The organism is Streptomyces sp. NBC_01092, from assembly GCF_045039535.1.
GTDB lineage: Bacteria > Actinomycetota > Actinomycetes > Streptomycetales > Streptomycetaceae > Streptomyces.
Window position 1 is genome coordinate 3680468 of sequence record NZ_CP108659.1, and the last position, 21758, is coordinate 3702225.

General features: G+C 71.0%; 23 protein-coding genes and 1 pseudogene. 16 read left to right on the forward strand and 8 right to left on the reverse strand.

The features are described 5' to 3' along the window. Window positions 1-93 precede the first annotated feature (93 nt). Window positions 94-1815, reverse strand: coding sequence for a 2-isopropylmalate synthase (gene leuA, locus OG254_RS16480; RefSeq protein ID WP_405582428.1), 1722 nt, complete (start codon window positions 1813-1815; stop codon window positions 94-96). Between the two features lie 319 nt (window positions 1816-2134). On the opposite strand from leuA, the gene OG254_RS16485 reads away from it, so the two are divergent. From OG254_RS16485 to OG254_RS16500, 4 genes are read left to right on the forward strand one after another with little or no spacing between them, the layout of a single operon-like run. Beyond that, window positions 2135-3205, forward strand: a complete 1071-nt coding sequence (locus tag OG254_RS16485) for a M4 family metallopeptidase (protein ID WP_405582431.1) — start codon at window positions 2135-2137, stop codon at window positions 3203-3205. A gap of 21 nt (window positions 3206-3226) precedes the next feature. Further along, window positions 3227-3493, forward strand: coding sequence for a protealysin inhibitor emfourin (locus OG254_RS16490; protein ID WP_405582433.1), 267 nt, complete (start codon window positions 3227-3229; stop codon window positions 3491-3493). 46 nt (window positions 3494-3539) lie between these two features. Next, window positions 3540-4874 carry a GH1 family beta-glucosidase gene (locus OG254_RS16495; RefSeq protein ID WP_405582435.1) on the forward strand — a complete coding sequence of 445 codons (1335 nt, stop codon included), beginning with the start codon at window positions 3540-3542 and terminating at the stop codon, window positions 4872-4874. Beyond that, window positions 4871-6112 carry an MFS transporter gene (locus tag OG254_RS16500; RefSeq protein WP_405582438.1) on the forward strand — a complete coding sequence of 414 codons (1242 nt, stop codon included), beginning with the start codon at window positions 4871-4873 and terminating at the stop codon, window positions 6110-6112. The genes OG254_RS16495 and OG254_RS16500 overlap by 4 nt, the downstream gene beginning before the upstream one ends. A gap of 21 nt (window positions 6113-6133) precedes the next feature. On the opposite strand, the gene OG254_RS16505 is transcribed toward OG254_RS16500, so the two are convergent. After that, on the reverse strand, window positions 6134-6988 hold the full coding sequence (locus OG254_RS16505; protein WP_405595024.1) for an NAD-dependent epimerase/dehydratase family protein: 855 nt from the start codon (window positions 6986-6988) through the stop codon (window positions 6134-6136). 121 nt (window positions 6989-7109) lie between these two features. On the opposite strand from OG254_RS16505, the gene OG254_RS16510 reads away from it, so the two are divergent. Next, complete coding sequence (locus OG254_RS16510; protein WP_405582440.1) at window positions 7110-7958, forward strand: helix-turn-helix transcriptional regulator; 849 nt, start codon at window positions 7110-7112, stop codon at window positions 7956-7958. On the opposite strand, the gene OG254_RS16515 is transcribed toward OG254_RS16510, so the two are convergent. Continuing rightward, complete coding sequence (locus OG254_RS16515) at window positions 7941-8567, reverse strand: TetR/AcrR family transcriptional regulator (RefSeq protein ID WP_405582442.1); 627 nt, start codon at window positions 8565-8567, stop codon at window positions 7941-7943. The genes OG254_RS16510 and OG254_RS16515 overlap by 18 nt on opposite strands. On the opposite strand from OG254_RS16515, the gene OG254_RS16520 reads away from it, so the two are divergent. The 3 genes from OG254_RS16520 (at window position 8560) to OG254_RS16530 (ending at window position 9984) form a co-directional block, all read left to right on the forward strand. Next, entirely contained in the window at window positions 8560-8982 is a 423-nt protein-coding gene (locus OG254_RS16520; protein ID WP_405582445.1) for a GDSL-type esterase/lipase family protein, read from the forward strand. The two genes, OG254_RS16515 and OG254_RS16520, sit on opposite strands and share 8 nt — an antisense overlap. Further along, window positions 8964-9332 carry a hypothetical protein gene (locus OG254_RS16525; RefSeq protein WP_405582447.1) on the forward strand — a complete coding sequence of 123 codons (369 nt, stop codon included), beginning with the start codon at window positions 8964-8966 and terminating at the stop codon, window positions 9330-9332. The genes OG254_RS16520 and OG254_RS16525 overlap by 19 nt, the downstream gene beginning before the upstream one ends. A 178-nt stretch (window positions 9333-9510) precedes the next feature. Beyond that, the gene (locus OG254_RS16530) at window positions 9511-9984 is read left to right on the forward strand and encodes a hypothetical protein (protein ID WP_405582450.1); all 474 of its coding nucleotides are present in this window, start codon (window positions 9511-9513) and stop codon (window positions 9982-9984) included. A gap of 84 nt (window positions 9985-10068) precedes the next feature. On the opposite strand, the gene OG254_RS16535 is transcribed toward OG254_RS16530, so the two are convergent. Further along, window positions 10069-10407 carry a P-II family nitrogen regulator gene (locus OG254_RS16535; RefSeq protein ID WP_405582453.1) on the reverse strand — a complete coding sequence of 113 codons (339 nt, stop codon included), beginning with the start codon at window positions 10405-10407 and terminating at the stop codon, window positions 10069-10071. After that, window positions 10404-11722, reverse strand: a pseudogene (locus OG254_RS16540) (ammonium transporter). The gene OG254_RS16535 and the pseudogene OG254_RS16540 overlap by 4 nt, the downstream one beginning before the upstream one ends. A gap of 85 nt (window positions 11723-11807) precedes the next feature. Between OG254_RS16540 and era the strand changes: the two are divergent. The 5 genes from era to OG254_RS16565 all read left to right on the forward strand — a co-directional run bounded on the left by era (window position 11808) and on the right by OG254_RS16565 (window position 16383). After that, complete coding sequence (gene era / locus OG254_RS16545; RefSeq protein WP_351201397.1) at window positions 11808-12776, forward strand: GTPase Era; 969 nt, start codon at window positions 11808-11810, stop codon at window positions 12774-12776. A gap of 366 nt (window positions 12777-13142) precedes the next feature. Further along, window positions 13143-14210, forward strand: coding sequence for a PhoH family protein (locus OG254_RS16550; RefSeq protein ID WP_405582456.1), 1068 nt, complete (start codon window positions 13143-13145; stop codon window positions 14208-14210). 15 nt (window positions 14211-14225) lie between these two features. Continuing rightward, the gene (ybeY, locus tag OG254_RS16555; RefSeq protein ID WP_147999161.1) at window positions 14226-14723 is read left to right on the forward strand and encodes an rRNA maturation RNase YbeY; all 498 of its coding nucleotides are present in this window, start codon (window positions 14226-14228) and stop codon (window positions 14721-14723) included. Beyond that, a complete protein-coding gene (locus tag OG254_RS16560; protein ID WP_405582459.1) occupies window positions 14720-16027 on the forward strand; it encodes a hemolysin family protein in 1308 nt (435 codons plus the stop codon). The genes ybeY and OG254_RS16560 overlap by 4 nt, the downstream gene beginning before the upstream one ends. Continuing rightward, window positions 16024-16383, forward strand: coding sequence for an MmcQ/YjbR family DNA-binding protein (locus tag OG254_RS16565; protein ID WP_147999159.1), 360 nt, complete (start codon window positions 16024-16026; stop codon window positions 16381-16383). Before OG254_RS16560 ends, OG254_RS16565 begins: the two co-directional genes overlap by 4 nt. On the opposite strand, the gene OG254_RS16570 is transcribed toward OG254_RS16565, so the two are convergent. Next, window positions 16345-17814 (reverse strand): MFS transporter, encoded by a 1470-nt coding sequence (locus OG254_RS16570; protein WP_405582462.1) that lies wholly within the window; start codon window positions 17812-17814, stop codon window positions 16345-16347. The two genes, OG254_RS16565 and OG254_RS16570, sit on opposite strands and share 39 nt — an antisense overlap. Before the next feature lie 157 nt (window positions 17815-17971). Here OG254_RS16570 and OG254_RS16575 point away from each other — a divergent pair, with 157 nt between their 5' ends. Together OG254_RS16575 and OG254_RS16580 are read left to right on the forward strand one after the other, a co-directional pair. Beyond that, window positions 17972-18793 (forward strand): helix-turn-helix transcriptional regulator, encoded by an 822-nt coding sequence (locus tag OG254_RS16575; protein WP_405595027.1) that lies wholly within the window; start codon window positions 17972-17974, stop codon window positions 18791-18793. Between the two features lie 28 nt (window positions 18794-18821). After that, window positions 18822-19175, forward strand: a complete 354-nt coding sequence (locus OG254_RS16580) for a cytidine deaminase (RefSeq protein WP_405582464.1) — start codon at window positions 18822-18824, stop codon at window positions 19173-19175. Window positions 19176-19217: 42 nt separating this feature from the next. On the opposite strand, the gene OG254_RS16585 is transcribed toward OG254_RS16580, so the two are convergent. Beyond that, window positions 19218-19607 (reverse strand): nuclear transport factor 2 family protein, encoded by a 390-nt coding sequence (locus tag OG254_RS16585; protein WP_405582466.1) that lies wholly within the window; start codon window positions 19605-19607, stop codon window positions 19218-19220. Between the two features lie 112 nt (window positions 19608-19719). Between OG254_RS16585 and OG254_RS16590 the strand changes: the two genes are divergently transcribed. Next, the gene (locus tag OG254_RS16590; protein ID WP_405582469.1) at window positions 19720-20520 is read left to right on the forward strand and encodes a VOC family protein; all 801 of its coding nucleotides are present in this window, start codon (window positions 19720-19722) and stop codon (window positions 20518-20520) included. A 52-nt stretch (window positions 20521-20572) separates the two neighbouring features. Here OG254_RS16590 and OG254_RS16595 read toward each other — a convergent pair whose 3' ends face one another. Continuing rightward, window positions 20573-21688: a carbohydrate kinase family protein gene (locus OG254_RS16595; protein WP_405595029.1), complete on the reverse strand. Its 1116-nt coding sequence runs from the start codon at window positions 21686-21688 to the stop codon at window positions 20573-20575. Between the last annotated feature and the right edge of the window lie 70 nt (window positions 21689-21758).

A 21758-nucleotide genomic window follows, 5' to 3' on the forward strand; every position in this document is an offset into this window, starting at 1 on the left:
CGGGGAACTGCGCGACAAGCCACGACGGCGCCGCAGCCGCAGGACAGACCCTTCGCGGCACGACCTGCCGGCTCACCCCAGCGGAGCGAACCGTCAGCGAGTCGCCCGGTTGACCGCCGACACGACCGCCTTCAGCGAGGCACGCGTGGTGTTGGCGTCGATGCCGATGCCCCACAGGACCTTGCCGTCGATCGCGCACTCGATGTACGACGCGGCCTGCGCGGAGGCGCCCTCGCTCATCGTGTGCTCCTGGTAGTCCAGCAGCCGGGCGTCCACGCCCACCGTCTGCAGCGCGTCGAAGAAGGCCGAGATCGGACCGTTGCCGGTACCGGCCAGGACCGTGTCGACGCCGTCGACGGTGGCCTCCACCTTCAGCGTGTCCACGCCGTCCGTGTCGGTCGTCGACTGGCCGTTCTTGACCTGGATACGACCCCACGGGTTCTCGGGGTTCGGCAGGTACTCGTCCTGGAAGACGGCCCAGATGTCGGAGCCGGTGATCTCGCCGCCCTCGGCGTCCGTCTTGGCCTGGATCAGCTTCGAGAACTCGATCTGCATCCGGCGCGGCAGGTCCAGCTTGTGGTCGTTCTTCAGGACGTACGCGATACCGCCCTTGCCGGACTGCGAGTTGACGCGGATGACGGCCTCGTAGGAGCGGCCGACGTCCTTGGGGTCGATCGGCAGGTACGGCACCGCCCACTCGATGTCGTCCACGGTGACCCCGCGAGCGGCCGCGTCGGCCTCCATCGCGTCGAAGCCCTTCTTGATGGCGTCCTGGTGGGAGCCGGAGAAGGACGTGTAGACCAGGTCGCCCACGTACGGGTGGCGCGGGTGGACCTCCATCTGGTTGCAGTACTCCCACGTACGACGGATCTCGTCGATGTCGGAGAAGTCGATCTGCGGGTCGACGCCCTGGGAGAAGAGGTTCATCCCCAGGGTCACCAGGTCGACGTTGCCGGTGCGCTCGCCCTGCCCGAACAGACAGCCCTCGATGCGGTCGCCGCCGGCCATCAGCGCCAGCTCGGCCGCCGCCACGGCCGTACCGCGGTCGTTGTGCGGGTGGACGGACAGGACCACGTGCTCGCGGCGGGACAGGTTGCGGTGCATCCACTCGAAGCGGTCCGCGTGTGTGGACGGCGTCGAACGCTCCACCGTGGCGGGCAGGTTGAGGATGATCTCGCGGCCGGGGCCGGGCTGCCAGACGTCCATGACCGCCTCGCAGACCTCCAGCGCGAAGTCCAGCTCGGTGTCGGTGAAGATCTCCGGGCTGTACTGGTAGCCGAACTCGGTCTCCGGACCCAGCAGCTTCTCGGCGTACTCCACCACCAGGCGGGTGCCGTCCACGGCGATCTGCTTGATGTCGTCCTTGGAGCCGCGGAAGACGACCCGGCGGAAGACGGGGGCCGTGGCGTTGTACAGGTGCACGTTGGCGCGCTTGGCGCCCTTCAGGGACTCCACCGTGCGCTCGATCAGGTCCTCGCGGGCCTGGGTCAGTACGGAGATCGTGACGTCGTCGGGGATGGCCCCGGGCTCCTCGACGATGGAGCGCACGAAGTCGAAGTCCGTCTGGCCCGACGCCGGGAAACCGACCTCGATCTCCTTGTAGCCCATCTTGACCAGCTGGTCGAACATCCGGCGCTTGCGCTCGGGCGACATCGGGTCGATCAGGGCCTGGTTGCCGTCGCGCAGGTCGGTGGAGAGCCAGCGGGGGGCGGTGGTGACGCGCTGGTCCGGCCAGGTCCGGTCGGCGATGTCGACCTGCTCGTAGCGGCCGTACTTGTGGATCGGCATGGTGCTGGGCTGCTGGCGGTTCGCCATGTCTGCGGGGCTCCTCAGGATGTCCGGAAGGACGGCCGACGACGCAACGCGAAGCTCCGCGGGGAGGGAGTCGACCTGGACTACAGGCCCTCGCCGCGGCAGCTAAGAAGAAGCAGCCCGAAACGCATGATGCGAAGCATGCTAGCCGAGCCACTCCCCGTACGGGGCGCCGTATCAGTATGCGGAACCCGAGGGATGAATAGGGCAAAACGTGCGCCATACCACTTCGTCACGGAGCGTGTGGCTCACAATCCGCATATTTCACCAATCATGGTTGCGACTAGTGACAGCCCGCTAACGCAGTGCAATGGTGCCGCACATGACGACAAACGGGGGCTTCGAGCCCGTCTTCTGCACCGTCGTACCACCCCACGTCCTCGACAAACTGGCCCGGAACGACGACCCCGCACTCTCCGGCCCGGCCCAGCGGACCTTGATGCGAGACAGCGAGCTGCGCGGCCGGCGCCGCGTGACGACCGAGTTCGCCCTCGCGGCCGCCCCGACGGCGAAGGCACCGTCGGACCAGCCGCTGCGCACCATCTACGACGCCGGGCACAAGGCCACCCTGCCCGGCACCAAGGTCCGCGGCGAGGGCCAGGACCCCGGCCAGGACGCCACGGTCAACCGGGCCTACTCCGGCCTCGGCGCCACCTTCGACCTGTTCCTCAAGGCCTACGCCCGCCACTCCATCGACGGCGACGGCCTGCCGCTGGACGCCACCGTCCACTACGACGAGAACTACAACAACGCCTTCTGGAACGGCGAGCAGATGGTGTTCGGCGACGGTGACGGCGAGATCTTCCTCGACTTCACCATCCCGATCGACGTCATCGGCCACGAGCTCACCCACGGCGTCACGCAGTACACGGCCAACCTCACGTACTACGGCCAGCCGGGCGCCCTGAACGAGTCGATGTCGGACGTCTTCGGCTCCCTGATCAAGCAGTACACGCTCGGCCAGACCGCCGCCGAGGCCGACTGGCTGATCGGCGCCGGCCTGCTCGCCCCGAGCGTCACCGGCAAGGCCCTGCGCTCCATGAAGGAGCCGGGCAGCGCGTACGACGACGACGTGCTCGGCAAGGACCCGCAGCCGGCGACGATGGACGACTACGTCCGCACCGGCCGCGACAACGGCGGCGTCCACATCAACTCCGGCATCCCCAACCACGCCTTCTACCTCGCCGCCACCGCGCTCGGCGGAAACGCCTGGGAGAAGGCGGGACAGGTCTGGTACGACGTCCTGACCGGCGGCAAGCTCACGGACCGGGCCATGTTCACCGACTTCGCGGCGCTGACCGTCAAGGCCGCACGCGAGCGCTTCGGCGACGGCGGCGATGAGCTCCAAGCCGTGTCGAAGGCGTGGGAGCAGGTCGGGGTGCGGATTCAGTAAGTCCGTACTAGACAGGGACCCATGCGGATTTTGGTACGGCGCACGGGTGGATTCGCGGGCATCGAGCGGCACGCCGAGGTGGACACCTCGGGGCGAGCCGACGCCCAGGAGTGGCAGGCCCTGGCCGAGCGCGCGGTCGCGTCCGGCCGGGGCACGCCCCCCGTCGGGGTTCCGGACGGCTTCAGCTACCAGATCACCGTGGACGGCAGGACGGTGTACTGCTCGGATCCCCGGCTCACCGACGAGCAGCGCAAGCTGATCTCCAGAGTGCTGAAGGAAGGGGCGTAACGGGCAGTTCACGTCGGGCCGTTGACTTCCGTTACCAGCGGTACGGATGATCCGGCGCATGGCGATCGATGAGCGCGGTGCGCTGACTCCGATACCCCGGTTCCCGGCCGGCTTCCTGTGGGGCGTCTCCACCTCGGCCCACCAGATCGAGGGGGCGGCGGACGAGCGCGAGCGGTCCGTGTGGGACGCCTTCACGGCCGAGCCGGGACGGGTCAAGGACGGCTCCACGGCCGAGGTGGCCTGCGACCACTACCACCGCTACGGCGAGGACGTGGCGCTGCTGGCCGGCCTGGGCACCGGCGCGTACCGCTTCTCGGTCTCCTGGCCCCGGGTGAACTCCCCCAAGGGCCTCGACTTCTACGACCGTCTGGTGGACGAGCTGTGCGCGGCGGGCGTACGGCCGGTGCCGACGCTCTTCCACTGGGATCTGCCGGTCACGCTGGACTGGCTGGAGCGGGACACGGCCGCGCGTTTCGCCGAGTACGTGTCGGTGGTCGCCGAGCGGCTGGGCGACCGCGTGAAGAAGTGGATCACCCTGAACGAGCCCGCCGAGCACACCCTGCTGGGCCACGCCCTCGGCACCCACGCACCGGGCAGGCGGCTCCTCTTCGACGCCCTCCCGGTCGCCCACCACCAGCTGCTGGCCCACGGCCTCGCCGTACGGGCACTGCGCGCGGCCGGCGCCACGGACATCGGGATCGCCAACTCGCACGGGCCGACCTGGCCGGCGTCACAGGAGCAGCCGGACCTGGAGGCGGCGGACTTCTACGACCTGCTCCTCAACCGCCTGTTCGCCGACCCGCTGCTGCTGGGCCAATACCCGGACGGAATCGGCGAGTTGATGCCCGGCGACGTCGAGTCGGACCTGAAGGCCATCGCGGAGCCGATCGACTTCTACGGCATCAACTACTACGCCCCGACCCGCGTGGGCGCCCCGCAGGGCACCGAGATCGAGTTCGGCGGGATCACCATGCCCGCCGAACTGCCCTTCTCCGTGCGGGAGATCGAGGGCGTGCCGACGACGGACTTCGGCTGGCCGGTGGTGCCGGAGGGCCTGACGGAACTGCTCACCGGCTTCCGCGACCGCTACGGCGACCGGCTGCCACCTGTCGTCATCACGGAGAACGGCTGCTCGTACGAGGGCGTCGACGACCAGGAGCGGATCGCCTATCTGGACGGCCACATCCGTGCCCTGCACCGGGCGGTGGAGGCGGGCGTGGACGTGCGCGGGTACTTCGTGTGGTCGCTGCTCGACAACTTCGAGTGGGCCGAGGGATACGCGCGCCGGTTCGGGCTGGTGCACGTGGACTACGAGACGCAGGAGCGGACGCCCAAGGCGTCGTACGGCTGGCTGCGGGACGTGCTCCGGGCGCAGAGATGACGGTCGATGCCCTTGCCGAGCCCACGGACCGGGTCGGCAGGGGCTGGACCGCCGCGCTCTCGCTCTCCAACGTGGCGATCTGGGTCGGCTGGTACGGCCCGCTGCAGATCCTGCTGGCCCAGCAGGCGGAGGACTTCGCGCCCGGCACCGGGATGTCGAAGGAGACGCTGCTCGCGTGGGTGACCGGCGTGGGCGCGCTCGTGTCGCTGGTGGCGAACCCGTTCTTCGGCGCGCTGTCGGACCGCACCACGGGCCGCCGGGGCCGGCGTACGCCGTGGATCGTGGCGGGTGCGGCGGGCGGCGCGCTGTCGTTGCTGCTGCTCGCCGGTGCGGGCGGGCTGTGGGTGATGGCGGTCGGCTGGTGCCTGGTCCAGCTGACCCTGAACGCGGCCTTCGCGGCGGTGACGGCGGCCGTGCCGGACCGGGTACCGCGGCTCCAACGGGGTGTCGTGGGCGGCTGGTTGGGGGCGGCGCAGATCCTCGGGGCGGTCGCCGGGACGGGCCTGGCGACCGCGGCGGGCGGGATCGCGGCGGGGTACGTGGCGTGCGCGGTGTTCACGATGGCGGGCGTGCTGCCGTACGTGCTGCGGTACCGGGATCTCACGCTGGCGGTGGTGGATCGGCCGGCGTGGTCCTGGCGTTCGTTCGTGGGCGGCTTCTGGCTGAGCCCGCGCCGGTACCCCGACTTCGCCTGGGCCTGGCTGACCCGCTTCCTGATCAACCTCAGCAACGCGCTGGTGATCCTCTACCTGCTGTACTACCTGCGGGACGGGCTGCGGTACGACGACCCCGAGCAGGGTGTGCTGATCCTGACCGCGGTGAACAGCGTGACGCTGCTGGCCACGGTCGTGGTGGGCGGTGTCCGGTCGGACCGCTCGGGCCGCCGCAAGCCCTTCGTGATGTGGTCCGGGGTGCTGATGGCGGCGGCCACGGGTCTGCTCGCCGTATGGCAGACCTGGCCGAGCACGATCGTGGTGGCGGCGCTGCTGGGCCTCGGCCTCGGGGTCTTCATGTCGGTCGACTTCGCCCTGATGACGGACGTCCTGCCGAAGGCACTGGACCGGGGCAAGGACCTCGGCGTCATCAACGTCGCCAACGCCCTCCCCCAGGTAGCGGCCCCCGCCCTGGCCGCCCCGATCGTCACCTACCTGGGCGGATACCGGGTGCTGTATGTGGTGGCGGCGGTAGCGGGGTTGGCGGGGGCGGTGCTGGTCGGACGTATCAAGGGCGTGGACTAGGCGGCCCCTGGCGGCACTCGGTCAGAGCGCTCCCGCGTCCCGCGCCGCGTAGACCGACGGATACACCGGCCGATACCCCAGCTCCCGCCGAATCCGCTCCGTGGAGGTGAGCTGAACCCACGGATCAGGATCCGTACGGCCGTACAACTCGTCCGGAACCTCGACCCCGTTCAGCTGGTGCAACTCAACCGCCGTCACCGGCGCATCGTCGGCGATGTTGTAGATCCGGCCGTCGATCCCCGGCGCGTGCAGCATCCGCAGCAGCCCCTGGGCGACATCCGCGTGATGTCCCATCTGCAGCCGTTGGGTCGCCGCCCAGTTCCTGGCCCAGATCAGGGACTGGGCGAGATGCGGATCGCCCTCGCCGTAGACGAAGGGCAGCCGGGCGACACGCACGTCCAGGCCCTCCATGGCGCGCAGCTCCCGCTCGGCAGCCGCCTTGGACTCCGGGTAGGCGCCCCACATGGACCCGCCGGGCAGGCTCTCGTCGTCCTCGGTCAGCAGCCGCCCCCGTCCGCGGCCGTACACAAGACCGGTGCTGACCTGCACGAACCTCCGCACACCGGCGGCCAGCGCGGCGCGGCCCAGCTCCACGGCCGCGTCCCGGTTGACCGCCCACGCCTCCTCGTCCGGCACCCCGCGGAAGGACGCCGCGACGTTCACGACCGCGTCGACGCCGGCGACCGCCTTGCCGAGGGTGTCGGTGTCGCGCAGGTCCCCTGTGACGACCTCCGCGCCCAGCTCCGCGAAGGGCTCGCCGCGCGCCGCGTCGCGCACCAGAACCCTGACGCGCTCACCCGGCCGGGCCTGCGCGATCAGCCTCGGTGCGAAGCGCCGGCCGACCTGACCCGTCGTACCTGTCACCAATGTCAGCATCATGTGCTCCTCTCGCTTGTGCGACCAGCCTTGGCCGCGGACACCGGATCCGGGAGAGACCTCTTGATCAGGGGATCGACAGTCCCTGGATAACGCGGGCGGACCGGCGCAGGCTGGAGAGGTGAACCGAGCCGAACTCGCAGACTTCCTGCGCCGGGGCCGCGCCCGCCTCGCCCCGTCGGACGTGGGCCTGGCGCCCGGCGCCCGGCGCCGCACGGCCGGACTGCGCCGCGAGGAGGTGGCGCAGCTGGCGGGCATGTCGGTGGACTACTACACCCGCCTGGAGCAGGCCCGGGGTCCGCGCCCGTCACGCCAGATGCTGACGGCGCTGGCCCGCGCGCTGCGCCTGACCGCCGACGAGCGCGACCATCTGTTCCACCTGGCCGACGAGGAGCCGCCGCGCCGCGAGACGGCGTCGACGCATGTCCCGCCCGGCCTGATGCTGATCCTGGACCGGCTGCACGACACACCGGCGCAGGTGGTGACCGACTGCGGCGAGGTGCTGGCCCAGAACGCGATGGCGCGGGCGCTGACGCTCGACGTAATGTCCCGCCCCCGACGCGAGCGCAACCTCGTCCGCCGCTACTTCCTGGACCCTCAGGCGCGCAGCCTGTTCCCGGAGGAGGACCGGGACGAGCACGCGCGCGCCGCCGTCGCCAATCTGCGCGCGGTGGCCGCCGCCCGCCCCGACGACCCGGAACCGGCCGCACTGGTCGCGGAACTCCGGGCGGCGAGCGAGGAGTTCGCGGAGCTGTGGGACGAGCACGAGGTGGCCCTGCGCCACCGGGCGACGAAACGCTTCCTGCATCCGCTGGTCGGCCTGCTGGACCTCGACTGCGAGGTCATGCTCAGCCACGAACACCACCAGCTCCTGGTCATCCACTCCGCCCGCCCCGGCACGGAAGGCTACGAACGCCTCCAGCTGCTGCGGGTGGTGGGACTTCAGGACATGTCACCCAGCAAGGCCTGACCGGACCGAGGCGGCGGCCCGCTCCGGGTCGTCGCCCGCCGCGACCGCGAAGTCCTGGAGCATGCCGGCGAGGACGTCGTCGGGGCCGTAGACGCCGATGACGTAGCCGGCGTGGGCGAGTTGGGCGAGCCCGTGCATCTGGACGAACACCTGCCGTACGAGGAGATCGGCGTCGGTTTCCGCGCGGAACCGCCCGGCCGCGGCGCAGCGCCGGATGGCATTGCGCGGGTAGCGCAGCAGCCGTACGCCCATCTGCCGGTCGTCGTCGGTGAGTTCGAACCCGGCGGTGCCGGAGCCGCCGAACATCACCGCGTACACCGCGGGCTCGGCGCGGGCGAACTCCTGGTAGGCGCGGCACAGTTCGACGAGTTCCCGCACGGGGTCGTCCCCCGCCTCGACCTCGGCCACGCGCCCCTCGAAGCGGGCGACGCCCTCCCGCATGACCTCGCGCGCCAGCCCCGGCATCGACCCGAAGTGGGTGTACACGGCCATGGTGGAGGCGCCGACGGCCTTGACCAGGCGGCGGGCGCTGAGGGCGGCCGGGCCCTCCTCGGCGAGCACGCGTGCGGCTTCGTCGAGGAGGAGGCGGCGGGGGTTCACGGTGTTCACGAAGGGCATGCGGGGGCGGCTGATACGGCTGCCCGAGGCGGCGGGGGCCGACAGCGGGACGACCGACGGTCAGGAGCCGGCGCTGCGGATGGCCGTGCTCGGGGACTCGGTGGCGGCGGGCGTGGGGGCAGCCGAGCACCGGGAGGCGATGGCCGGGCGGCTGGCGGAGGCGGTGTCGGCGATGACCGGGAGGGCGGTGTCCTGGCGCGTCGCGGCGAAGGCGGGGGCGACTCTCGCGGCCGTACGGCAGGGACTGCTGCCCGGCTTGACGGACCCGACGGCGCGGTGGCGGCCGGACGTGGTCGTCGTCGTGGCCGGCACGAACGACGCCTTGCGGCTGCGCCGGCCCGCGCCTTCCTCCCCCACTCTCGAATCCGCTCGAGCGGGGGGACCCCCATGGACGCCGAGCGCCTGATCCGGGATGTGCGGCTGCGCCTCGGCGAGGACGTGCCGATGGTGTTCGCGGGGCTGCCGTCGGTCGGCCGGCCGGCGGCGCTGCCGCGCCGGGTGCGGATCCCGCTCGCCGCTTACGTCCGCGTGCTCGACCATCAGCTGAAGACGGCGGCCACGAGGGGAGTCGCCGTCTTCCACCTTCCCTCCGGGGGCCCGCCCGAGCACGCGGGCGACTGGCTGGGGCGGGACCGCTTCCACCCGTCGGCGGACGGATACCGGGCGTGGGCACGGGTGTTGGGGGCGCGACTGGCGACCCTGACCGAGGCGACGCTCGGCGGCCGGCCCACCGCTGATCGACCCGCCGGTAGTTGACCCTTCGGTAGTTGAGGCCGGAAATCACCCTTGCCGACCCTCGCCCCACGCGCATCAATGGGAACGACGGTTCCGACGGACCGTCAGATTTCAGCTCTCCCCGCAGCGTGCCCGCACCCACCTGCCGAGCTGTCCCCCCACACGGAATTCCCCCACCCCCGAAAGGGAGCGAATCCCCATGAGACGAACGCGCATCGGAGCAGGTGCGGCCCTGGCGGCCGGGGCCCTCGCCGTCACCGGCCTGGCCTTCGCACCCGCCGCCTTCGCCGTCACCCCCGCCACCGCGACGATCACCGCCGACTGCGGCAGCTTCGGGGGCGGCGCCGCCACCCTCACGGCGACGCAGGACGGCACCTCCGCCACCATCACCGTCAACTCCGCCATCACCGCGCCGATCGGGCTCTCCGAGGACTCGATCGCCTCGACGCTCACCCTGGTGAAGGCGGGCGGCGGCACCGCCGTCTTCTCCGGTACCGAGAACCCGGCGATGGCCGCCGGCGACCCCGTCCAGGTCGGCCCGCTCAGTGGCACCGTCGCCTCCGGGGACAGCCTGGAGGCCTTCGGCGGCTCGCTGCAGATGACCGTCTTCGGCATCACCATCACCTGCACGGCGACCGGGCCGCAGTCGCCGGGCCCGTTCGTGTTCGACTGAGGCACGTGACGAACTGACTGGCTGACGCTCTGAGCTCTGAGCCGTGAGCTCTGAAAAAGGGCGCGGTCCCGGCGCTGTTACGGCTTACAGCGCGTCGGGGCCGCGCTCGCCCGTCCGTACCCGTACGACCGTCTCGACCGGCACCGCCCAGACCTTGCCGTCGCCGATCTTGCCGGTGTGCGCGGCCTTCACGACGGCGTCGATGACGTCGTCGGCCGCCGCGTCCTCCACGACGACCTCGATGCGCACCTTCGGCACCAGGTCGACCTGGTACTCCGCGCCGCGGTACACCTCGGTGTGGCCGCGCTGCCTGCCGTAGCCGCTCGCCTCGGTCACGGTCAGGCCGTGCACGCCGATCTCCTGGAGAGCGGTCTTGACCTCGTCGAGCCGGTACGGCTTGACGATCGCGGTGATGAGCTTCATGCCTGCTTCTTGACCTTCTGCGCGGCGGGGAGGGAGGAGGACAGGGACGCGGTGACCGGGGCGCCGTGCCCCAGGACCCGTGATCGTAGGCGCTCTCCGCGTGCACCGTAAGGTCCAGGCCGGTGTGCTCCTGCTCCTCGCTCGCCCGGAAGCCCATGACCCTGTCGATCAGCTTGCCGAGCCCGAAGGTGACGAGGAAGGCGTACGCCGCCACCGCCACGATCGCCACCAGCTGCTTGCCGAGCAGCCCGAACCCGCCGCCGTGCAGCAGGCCCTCGACCCCGCCCGTCATGGTGGCCGTCGCGAACACGCCGATCAGCAGGGTGCCGACGACACCGCCGACCAGGTGGACGCCGACGACGTCGAGGGAGTCGTCGTAGTTCAGCTTGAACTTCCAGCTCACGGCGTAGGAGCAGACGACACCCGCGGCGAGGCCGATGACCAGCGCGCCGAGCAGGGAGACCGAGCCGCAGGACGGCGTGATGGCCACCAGTCCGGCGACCGCGCCGGAGGCCGCGCCCAGCGTGGTGGGGTGGCCGTCGCGCCGCTGCTCGACGAAGAGCCAGCCGAGCAGGCCGGTGCAGCCGGCGGCGAGGGTGTTGAGGAAGACGGCGGCGGCCATGCCGTTGGCGCCCAGGGCCGAGCCGGCGTTGAACCCGAACCAGCCGAACCAGAGCAGCCCCGCGCCGAGCACGACCATCGGCAGATTGTGCGGCCGCATGGCGTCCTTCTTGAAGCCGAGCCGCGGGCCGAGGACCAGGCACAGGGCCAGGCCGGAGGCGCCCGAGGTGATCTCGACGGGGAGACCGCCGGCGAAGTCGAGGGCACCGAGGCCGTCGAGGATCCAGCCACCGGGACCCCAGGTCCAGTGGGCGACCGGAACGTATACGAGCAGCGCCCACACCGGCACGAACACCAGCCACGCCCCGAACCTGGCCCGGTCCGCGACGGCGCCGCTGACCAGTGCGGCGGTGACGATCGCGAAGGTGAGCTGGAAAGTGGCGAACAGGAGGGTGGGGACGGTCCCCTGGACGCTGTCGGGTCCGAGACCGGCCATGCCGGCGTGGTCGAGCCCGCCGATGAACCCGCCGCCGATGTCGTCCCCGAAGGCGAGGGAGTAGCCGCAGACCAGCCAGACGATCGTCACCAGCGCGATGGACACGAAGCTCATCATCAGCATGTTGAGGACGCTCTTCGTGCGGACCATGCCGCCGTAGAACAGGGCCAGACCCGGGGTCATCAGCAGGACGAGGGCGGTGGCGGCGAGCAGCCAGGCGGTGTCGCCGGTGTCGACGCTTGCGGCGGCGAGGGGCACGGTGGTCTCCAACGGTGTGGGGGCTCGCTCACACCTAAGGGGGTGCTCGCTCCCTTGTGCGGCAGGGGCTTGTGGATCAGGGAGAATGGACGCCATGAGCGTTCGCAGCCAGTCATCCGAGCCGTCGGCCTCGTCGCAGGCACCCCACCGCGCCGGCTTCGCCTGCTTCGTGGGCCGCCCCAACGCGGGCAAGTCCACTCTTACGAATGCTCTGGTCGGCCAGAAGGTGGCGATCACCGCGAACCAGCCGCAGACGACGCGGCACACGGTACGGGGGATCGTGCACCGGGAGGACGCCCAGCTGATCCTGGTCGACACCCCTGGGCTGCACAAGCCGCGCACGCTGCTGGGCGAGCGCCTCAACGACGTCGTCCGTACGACCTGGGCCGAGGTCGACGTGATCGGCTTCTGTCTGCCCGCGAACGAGAAGCTCGGTCCCGGCGACCGCTTCATCGCGAAGGAACTGGCGTCGATCAAGAAGACGCCGAAGATCGCGATCGTCACGAAGACCGACCTCGTGGACGGCAAGACCCTCGCCGAGCAGCTCATCGCGATCGACCAGCTCGGCACGGAGCTGGGCTTCGAGTGGGCGGAGATCGTCCCGGTCTCGGCGGTCGGCGACAAGCAGGTGGGCCTGCTGGCCGACCTGATCGTCCCGCTCCTTCCCGAGGGCCCGGCGCTCTACCCCGAGGGCGACCTCACCGACGAGCCCGAGCAGGTCATGATCGCGGAGCTGATCCGCGAGGCCGCGCTGGAGGGCGTCCGCGACGAGCTCCCGCACTCCATCGCGGTCGTCGTCGAGGAGATGCTCCCCCGCGAGGACCGCCCCGCCGACAAGCCCCTCCTCGACATCCACGCCTTCGTCTACATCGAGCGCCCCAGCCAGAAGGGGATCATCATCGGCCCCAAGGGCAAGCGCCTGAAGGACGTCGGCATCAAGAGCCGCAAGCAGATCGAGGCGCTGCTGGGGACGCCGGTGTTCCTGGACCTGCACGTGAAGGTGGCGAAGGACTGGCAGCGCGATCCGCGACAGCTGCGGAAGCTGGGCTTCTGAGAGGGTTCTCGCCCCCGCCGCCCCTACCCGTCCCATCCTTCTGGGCTCCGCCCCAGACCCCGCTCCTCAAACTCCCCCAAGCTCTTCGAGCAGGGGGGACCCCCAGAGGGGCTGGATTTTTCAGCCCGTCCGGCGTTTGAGGACGAGGCCCCTTCAGGGCCGAAAGCGGGGGTCCGGGGGCGCAGCCCCCGGGGACGGGACGGGTAGGGGCGGCGGGGGCGAAGAAACCGACGTGCGCGGATCGGGCCCCTGGAGAAAAGGCCTACGGCCTTGTCAGTCCCCCGGCGTACTCTGGAAATCGCCAGGCCGCCCATGTGGGCGGGCGCGTCGTATCGAGGAGGACGAGCAAGGCCTACGAGCCGGCCCATGACTCAGACACCCACAGCTCACACACCCGCGCAGGGGCAGGCGAGAGCACAGTTCACCGTCCCCGCCCAGCACCCCATGGTGACCGTGCTGGGGTCCGGCGACTCCCTTCTGCGCGTGATCGAGAAGGCCTTCCCGGCGACCGACATCCATGTCCGGGGCAATGAGATCAGCGCCGTCGGCGACTCAACGGAAGTCGCCCTCATACAGCGCCTGTTCGACGAGATGATGCTGGTGCTCCGCACCGGGCAACCGATGACGGAGGACGCAGTGGAACGCTCGATCGCCATGCTCCGGGCAACTGAGAACGGCGAGGGACCGGAAGAGACCCCGGCCGAGGTGCTCACCCAGAACATCCTCTCCTCCCGCGGCCGCACGATCCGCCCCAAGACCCTCAACCAGAAGCGCTATGTCGACGCCATCGACAAGCACACGATCGTCTTCGGCATCGGCCCCGCCGGCACCGGCAAGACGTACCTCGCCATGGCCAAGGCGGTGCAGGCCCTGCAGTCCAAGCAGGTCAACCGCATCATCCTGACCCGGCCTGCGGTGGAGGCGGGCGAGCGCCTCGGGTTCCTGCCGGGAACTCTGTACGAGAAGATCGACCCCTACCTGCGCCCGCTCTACGACGCGCTGCACGACATGCTGGACCCGGACTCCATCCCCAGGCTGATGGCCGCCGGGACCATCGAGGTCGCGCCGCTCGCGTACATGCGTGGACGGACGCTCAACGACGCCTTCATCATTCTCGACGAGGCCCAGAACACCAGCCCCGAACAGATGAAGATGTTCCTCACCCGCCTCGGCTTCGAGTCGAAGATCGTCATCACCGGTGACGTGACCCAGGTCGACCTCCCGGACGGCACCAAGTCCGGTCTGCGGCAGGTGCAGGACATCCTGGACGGCGTCCCGGACGTCCACTTCTCCCGGCTGTCGTCGCAGGATGTCGTCCGGCACAAGCTGGTCGGCCGTATCGTCGACGCGTACGAGGAGTACGACAACAAGCACGGCACCCAGAACGGCACGCACAAGGGCCGCGGCGGCAAGGCCGGGCACAAGGGGAAGTAGAGAACACGCGCGACCATGTCGATCGACGTCAACAACGAGTCCGGAACCGAGGTCGACGAGCAGGCGATCCTCGACATCGCCCGCTACGCACTCGCGCGGATGCGCATCCACCCGCTCTCCGAGCTCTCGGTGATCGTCGTGGACGCCGACGCCATGGAGCAGCTCCACATCCAGTGGATGGACCTGCCGGGGCCGACGGATGTCATGTCCTTCCCCATGGACGAGCTGCGGCCGCCCACGAAGGACGACGACGAGCCGCCGCAGGGGCTGCTCGGCGACATCGTGCTCTGCCCGGAGGTCGCCAAGAAGCAGGGCGATGAAGCGCCGACGCAGCACACCATGGACGAGGAGCTCCAGCTGCTCACCGTCCATGGCGTGCTGCACCTCCTCGGGTACGACCACGAGGAGCCCGACGAGAAGGCCGAGATGTTCGGTCTCCAGGCCGCCATCGTGGACGGCTGGCGTTCGGAGAAGGGCCTGACCGGTCCTTCCCCTGCCCCGACCGTGTCATGAGTCTCGCCCTCGTCTCCGGTGCCATCGCCCTGGTGGTCGTCGCCTGGCTCGCCGCCTGCGCGGAGGCGGGCCTGGCGCGCGTCTCCACCTTCCGGGCCGAGGAGGCCGTACGCAGCGGCCGGCGCGGCAGCGAGAAGCTCGCGCTCGTCGCCGCCGACCCGACCCGCTACCTCAACGTTTCGCTGCTGGTGCGCGTGGCCTGCGAGATGGCCGCCGCCGCGCTGGTCACCTACGCCTGCCTCCAGGAGTTCGACAGCACCACCGAGGCCCTGCTGGTCGCGATAGCGGTCATGGTCCTGGTGTCGTACGTCGCCGTGGGGGTCTCCCCGCGCACCATCGGCCGCCAGCACCCGCTGAACACGGCGACGGCGGCGGCGTACGTACTGCTGCCGCTGGCCCGCATCATGGGCCCGATCCCCTATCTGCTGATCCTCATCGGCAACGCCCTCACCCCCGGCAAGGGCTTCCGCCGCGGTCCGTTCGCCTCCGAGGCGGAGCTGCGGGCGCTGGTCGACCTCGCCGAGAAGGAGTCGCTCATCGAGGACGACGAGCGCCGCATGGTGCACTCGGTCTTCGAGCTCGGCGACACGCTCGTACGGGAAGTCATGGTCCCGCGCACCGACCTCGTCGTCATCGAGCGCTACAAGACCATCCGCCAGGCCCTCACCCTCGCCCTGCGCTCCGGTTTCTCGCGTATCCCGGTGGTCGGGGAGAGCGAGGACGACGTGGTCGGGATGGTGTATCTCAAGGACCTGGCCCGCAAGACGCACATCTCCCGGGACGCCGAGAGCGAGCTGGTGTCGACGGCGATGCGGCCCGCCGTCTTCGTGCCGGACACCAAGAACGCCGGTGACCTGCTGCGCGAGATGCAGAAGGAGCGCAACCACGTGGCCGTCGTCATCGACGAGTACGGCGGCACCGCCGGCATCGTCACCATCGAGGACATCCTCGAGGAGATCGTCGGCGAGATCACCGACGAGTACGACCGTGAGCTGCCGCCGGTGGAGGAGCTGGGCGAGGACCGCTACCGCGTCACCGCCCGCCTGGACATCACCGACCTGGGCGAGCTGTACGGCCTCGACGAGTACGACGACGAGGACGTGGAGACCGTCGGCGGACTGCTCGCGAAGGCACTCGGCCGGGTCCCGATCGCCGGGGCGTCGTCGGTGGTCGAACTGCCCGACGGCCGCGTGCTGCGCCTGACGGCGGAGGCGGCGGCCGGCCGCCGGAACAAGATCGTGACCGTGCTCGTGGAGCCGGTGGGTCCCGTGGAGCCCCCGGAGGAGGAGACGAAGCCCGAGTGACGCCTCAGGAGCTGCGCACGTTCTGTCTGTCCTTCAACGCCGCGGTGGAGGACTTCCCGTTCCGCCCGGAGACCTCGGTCTTCAAGGTCGGCGGCAAGCTCTTCGCCCTGTCCTACCTGGACGCCGAGCCCCTGAAGGTCAACCTCAAGTGCGACCCCGAGGACGCGGTGCGGCTGCGCGAGGAGTACCCCGGCCTGATCGTCCCCGGCTGGCACATGAACAAGCGGCACTGGAACACGGTGACGGCCGACGGTGAGCTCCCGGACCGTCTCGTCCGGGAGCTCGTCGAGGACTCGTACGACCTGGTCGTGGCCGGCCTACCGAGAGCCGACCGGTTGCGTCTCGACCGCCCCTGAGCCGACCGTGCGCCGGGTGCGCAGGCCGAGAGCGACCAGGGCCGCCGCGACGAGGACGATCGCCGCGTTCAGGGCCAGCGCCGTGCGGGTGCCGGACAGCAGGTCGTCGGCGGTCGTCGCGAGGACGCCCAGGAGCGGGATGCCGACGGTGAGGCCGATCTGCTGGGTCGAGGTGACCAGGCCGGTGGCCAGGCCCTGTTCCTCGTCGGGGACGCCCGAGGTGACCGTCAGGCCGTAGGAGATGATCGCGCCCAGGTGGAACATGCTCGCCAGCGAGACGGCCGCCGTGGCGAGCCAGACGGACCAGGTCTCGGTGTTGAGGAACACCAGGGCGGAGATGAAGGCGCCCTGACCCGTGAGGGAGAGAACCAGGGTGCGGCGGGCGCCGAGGCGGCTGATGAACCTCGGGGTGAGCGCGCCCGCGACCACCGAGACCACGCCCTGGACGCCGAAGACCAGCCCCGTCTGCCAGGCCGCCAGATGCAGGATCTCCTGGAGGTACAGGGTGAGCACGAAGATCACCGTCGACATCATCGAGAAGGTGACAAGACCGCCCACGTTGCCCCACGCCACCGTGCGGCGCCGCAGCATGGGCAGGGAGACCAGGGGCGCCGACGTGCGGGACTCGACGATCGCGAAGGCCACCAGGAGCGCGAGGCCCGCGATCAGGGTCACGATGACGTCGGTCCGGGCGAAGCCGTGGTCGGCGGCCGTCGTCAGGGCGTAGATCAGGGACAGCAGACCGCCGGTGACGGTGACCGCGCCGGGCACGTCGAGGCGCGGGCGGTCCGGGGTGCGGGACTCGGGCAGCAGGCCGGGTGCCAGCGGCAGCACGATCAGCGCGAAGATCGCGAGCAGGCCCATCGTGGAGCGCCAGCCGAGCGCGTCGGTCAGGATGCCGCCCGCGACCATGCCGATGGTGAAGCCGAGGGACATCAGCGTCCCGGAGATCCCGAGCGCACGGTCGCGGGCGGGGCCCTCGGCGAAGGTCGTCGTCAGCAGGGACATGCCGGTCGGGACGATGACCGCCGCGCCGAGGCCCTGCAGGGCGCGTCCCGCGAGGAAGGACGCCGGGTCCCAGGCGAACGTCGCCAGCACCGAGGCCGCGGCGAACAGGGCGAGGCCGATGAGGAAAAGCCGGCGGCGGCCGTAGAGGTCGCCGATGCGGCCGAACAGGAGCAGGAAGCCGCCGGACGGCAGCGCGAACGCGGTGACCGCCCACTGGAGGGCCGACTGGCTCATGCCGAGGTCGGCGCCGAGGACGGGCAGGGCGACGTTCAGGACGGAGAAGTCCAGCGCAACCATGAACTGGGCGGCGCACAGGACGAACAGGACGAGCTTGTCGCGCGTCGACAGCCGGGGGGACCGGGGGGTGTCGAGCGGTGGGGTGGACGTGGGAGCGGAAGGGGGCGTGGTGGTGTCGATCGGCATGGGCAAGAGCCTGCGGGCATCGGAATAGCCGTGGGGAGCGGGAAGTTGTCCTGGTGGTGGCACCACCAGCCAACACAGCAAGGGGGATCCGTACGTGTCCGACGTGACCGGGGGCGCGCTGAAGAGTCATCGGCGGCGCGAGCTGCGCGAGTTCCTGATGAGCAGGCGGGCCCGGGTGACACCGGGCGAGGCGGGCCTGCCCGGCGGTGGCGCGCGGCGCCGGACACCGGGGCTGCGGCGCGAGGAGGTCGCCGTGCTGGCCGGGGTGGGCGCCTCCTGGTACCAGTGGCTGGAGCAGGGGCGGGACATCTCCGTGTCGCCGCAGGTGCTGGACGCCGTGGGCCGGGTGCTGCGGCTGAGCAACGCCGAGCGCCGGCATCTGTATCTGCTGGCCGGGCTGAATCCGCCGGCGGCCGAAGTGGCGCCCGAGAAGCAGGACATGTGCGACGGGCTGCGCCGGCTGATCGACGCGTGGATGCCGTATCCGGCACACATCATGGACAAGTACTACAACGGCGTGCTGTACAACGACGCGGCCGCCACGGTGCTGGGCATGCGGCCAGGCAAGCGGTGGAACTGCCTGATCGACTTCTTCACGGATCCGATGTACCGGTCCCGGTCGAGGAACTGGGAGGAGAACGCCGCCACGGTCGTCGCGCAGTTCCGCGCGATCTGCTCGGCCAACCCCGACGACGAGGGGTTCCAGTCCGTGCTGGCCGAGGCGAAGGAGTCCAGTACGGAGTTCATCGCGTTGTGGGAGCGGCGGGACATCGAGGACGCCGGGCAGATCCGCAAGGAGCTGGAGCATCCGCTGGTCGGGCTGCTGTGCCTGGAGTCGAGCGTGATGCAGATGCCGGTCCGGCCCGACCTGTCGATCGTCCTGCACACCCCGCTGGACGAGGCGAACACGGCGGCCAAACTGGAGTGGCTGGCGTCCCCGGAGGGGCGGCGCGGGGCGATGTACCCCGTGGCCGGATAGGCCCGGCGGCGCTACGTATGCTCAGCTCATGACCGACAACAGCGCGCTCGACCCCGAGGACCGCAAGATCGTCACCCTGGCCCGTTCCGCACGGGCCCGCAATGGTGTGCCCGAGGGGGCTGCCGTACGGGACGAGACGGGCCGTACGTATGTCGCCGGGACCGTCGCGCTGGACTCCCTGCGGCTGAGCGCGCTCCGGACGGCGGTGGCGATGGCGGTCGCGTCGGGGGCGACCTCGCTGGAGGCGGCGGCGGTCGTGACGGAGGCCGAGGGCGCGTCGGACGAGGACCGGGCGGCGGTACGGGATCTCGGCGGGCCCGGGACGCCGGTGCTGGTGGCGGGGCCCGACGGGGCGGTGCGGACGACGGTGACGGCGGGCTGAGGTTCCGGACGCCTTCGCGCCGGGAGTTTTCGCGCCGGGAGTTCAGGTCCGGGCCGCCGGTGTGATGTGGCTGAGCACGCAGCGCCAGCGCTCGTCCCGCCGTACGAAGACGTCGGTCGTCCACTCGTCGGCGTCGAAGCGCTCGCCCTTGTAGTGGGCGGTGTTCGTGATGCGTACCGTCACGACCGCCGAGTCGCCGTACAGGCCGATCCTGGGCTCGCCGACGAGTTGGAACGAGGAGTGGGTCAGCTCGCCGGACTCGACGAGCGACAGAAACTGCTCCCTGGCCGACATGCCCGACTCGGAGACGATGACCCAGTCGTCGGCCATGAAGTCGGCGATCCGCGCGGGGTCGTTGGAGACGATCGCCGCCGCCCAGTCGTGCACGGCGGCGGCGAGGAGTTGCCGGTCGTCACGCGTCTCGTCGCTCATGGCCGGATCGTAACCAGGGCGGGCGGACACGGCACCCCGTCGCGTCGCGACGGGCGATTGTCAGTGCCGGGTGTCACGCTGAGGTCATAGAGGATCTGCGAAGGGAATCGCCATGATCACCACTGACCTCGCTCCCGGCTCCCCCTGTTGGCTCGACCTCGGCGCCCCTGACGTCCGGGCCGCCGCGGCCTTCTACGGCGCGGTGCTCGGCTGGGAGTACGAGTCCATGGGCGAGGGCGGCGACATGGAAGGCGGGATGTTCAAGAAGGACGGCAAGACGGTCGCCGGGCTCGGCAAGCTCACCGAGGAGGGGGCGCGCTCGGCCTGGATGATCTACTACACCGTCACCGACGCGGACGCCACGACGCAGGCCGTGGAGCGCGCGGGCGGCAAGGTGCGGGTGGCGCCGCGCGACCTCGACGACTGGGGGCGGATGGCGCAGTTCGACGACCCGCTGGGCGGCCAGTTCGCCGCCTGGCAGCCGGGAAAGCAGGCCGGCTTCGAGCTGGCGGACGAGACGGGCTCGCTGTCCTGGACCGAGCTGTACACGAGCGACGCCGCGGGTGCGAAGGACTTCTACGCCAGTGTGTTCGGCTGGAGTTACGGCGACATGGAACTGCCGGGCGGTGGAGGCACGTACACCCTCATCACGCCCGCCGGGCTGCCCGAGGAGCGCATGCAGGGCGGCCTCATGGAGCTGCCGAAGGAGAACCTCGCGCTGGCGGGCGGTCGGGCCTACTGGCACCCGGTCTTCAACGTCGACGACTGCGACGCGGCAGTCGCCAAGGTCACCGAGAACGGCGGCAGTGTGCAGATGGGACCGGATGACGCGGAGGGTGTCGGCCGGCTGGCGGTGTGCCTCGACCCGGCGAACGCGGACTTCGTGGTGCTGACGCCCACCACCCCGAGCTGAACCCCGCGGGCCCTCGGCGGGCTCGCCCGGACCGGCGCGGGCTCGCCCGCTCTCACGCCGAGCTGCGGAACCCGATCGTCGGCACCGCCCGCCGCAGCGGCCACGGTCTCCCGGCCTCCGTGGGCACCAGGTCCGCCAGGAACGCGTACCGGCGCAGGGCCTCGGGGTCCTGCCGGTCCAGCGAGCGGACCTGACGCCACCAGGCGCCGATCTCGGCCCAGCCGGGCGCCGAGAGGGAGCCGCCGAACTCCTGGACCGACAGGGCCGCGGTCAGGCCCGCGAAGGCGAGGCGGTCCGCCAGCGGCCAGTCGGCCAGGGTGCCGGTGACGAAACCGGCCACGAACACGTCACCGGCGCCGGTCGGATCGAGGGCCTCCACGGCGATCGCGGGGACCACGGCCGTCTCCCCGGTCCTGCCGTCGACCGCGTACGCGCCCTCCGCGCCGAGGGTGACGACCGCCAGCGGGACGTACTCGGTCAGGGCGTGGGCCGCCTCGCGGGGGCACTCGGTGCGCGTGTACCGCATCGCCTCCTGGGCGTTCGGCAGGAAGGCCTCGCAGTGCTCCAGGTCGGCCAGTCCCGCCAGGTCCCACGCCCCGGTGTCGTCCCAGCCGACGTCGGCGAAGATGCGGGCGCCCTTGCTCGCCGCCTGCGCGATCCAGGGCGCGCGGCTGCCCGGCACCAGGGAGGCCACGGCGGCACGCGCACGCGGCGGGCACTCCGGCGCCCCGCCCGGAACGGGCATGGCCTCCGGGGGCGGCTCGTGGCCGTGGGAGACCATCGTGCGCTCCCCCTCGTACGCCATGGAGACCGTCACCGGTGAGTGCCAGCCCGGCACCGTGCGCGACGGGGAGAGGTCGATGCCCTCGCCCTGCTCCAGCGCGTCCCAGCAGTAGTCGCCGTAGTGGTCGTCGCCGAAGGCGGCCGCGAGCGACGTCCTCAGGCCGAGGCGGGCCAGGGCGGTGGCCATGTTCGCCACGCCGCCGGGGCTGGAGCCCATGCCTCGCGCCCAGGACTCCGTGCCGCGCACCGGGGCGGAGTCGAGGCCGGTGAAGATGATGTCCAGGAAGACCGGGCCCGTGAGGTAGACGTCCCAGGGCGGGTCGGCGGGCGCGCGCAGGCCGGCGAGAGGGTCGACCTGGGCCCGGCGATACGGCCCCGGCGCCATGGACGACGGCCGCTGGGGCGAGCCCTTCCCGGTGGGCGCGGTGGGCGTGGTCACGGTGCGCTCCCTGACG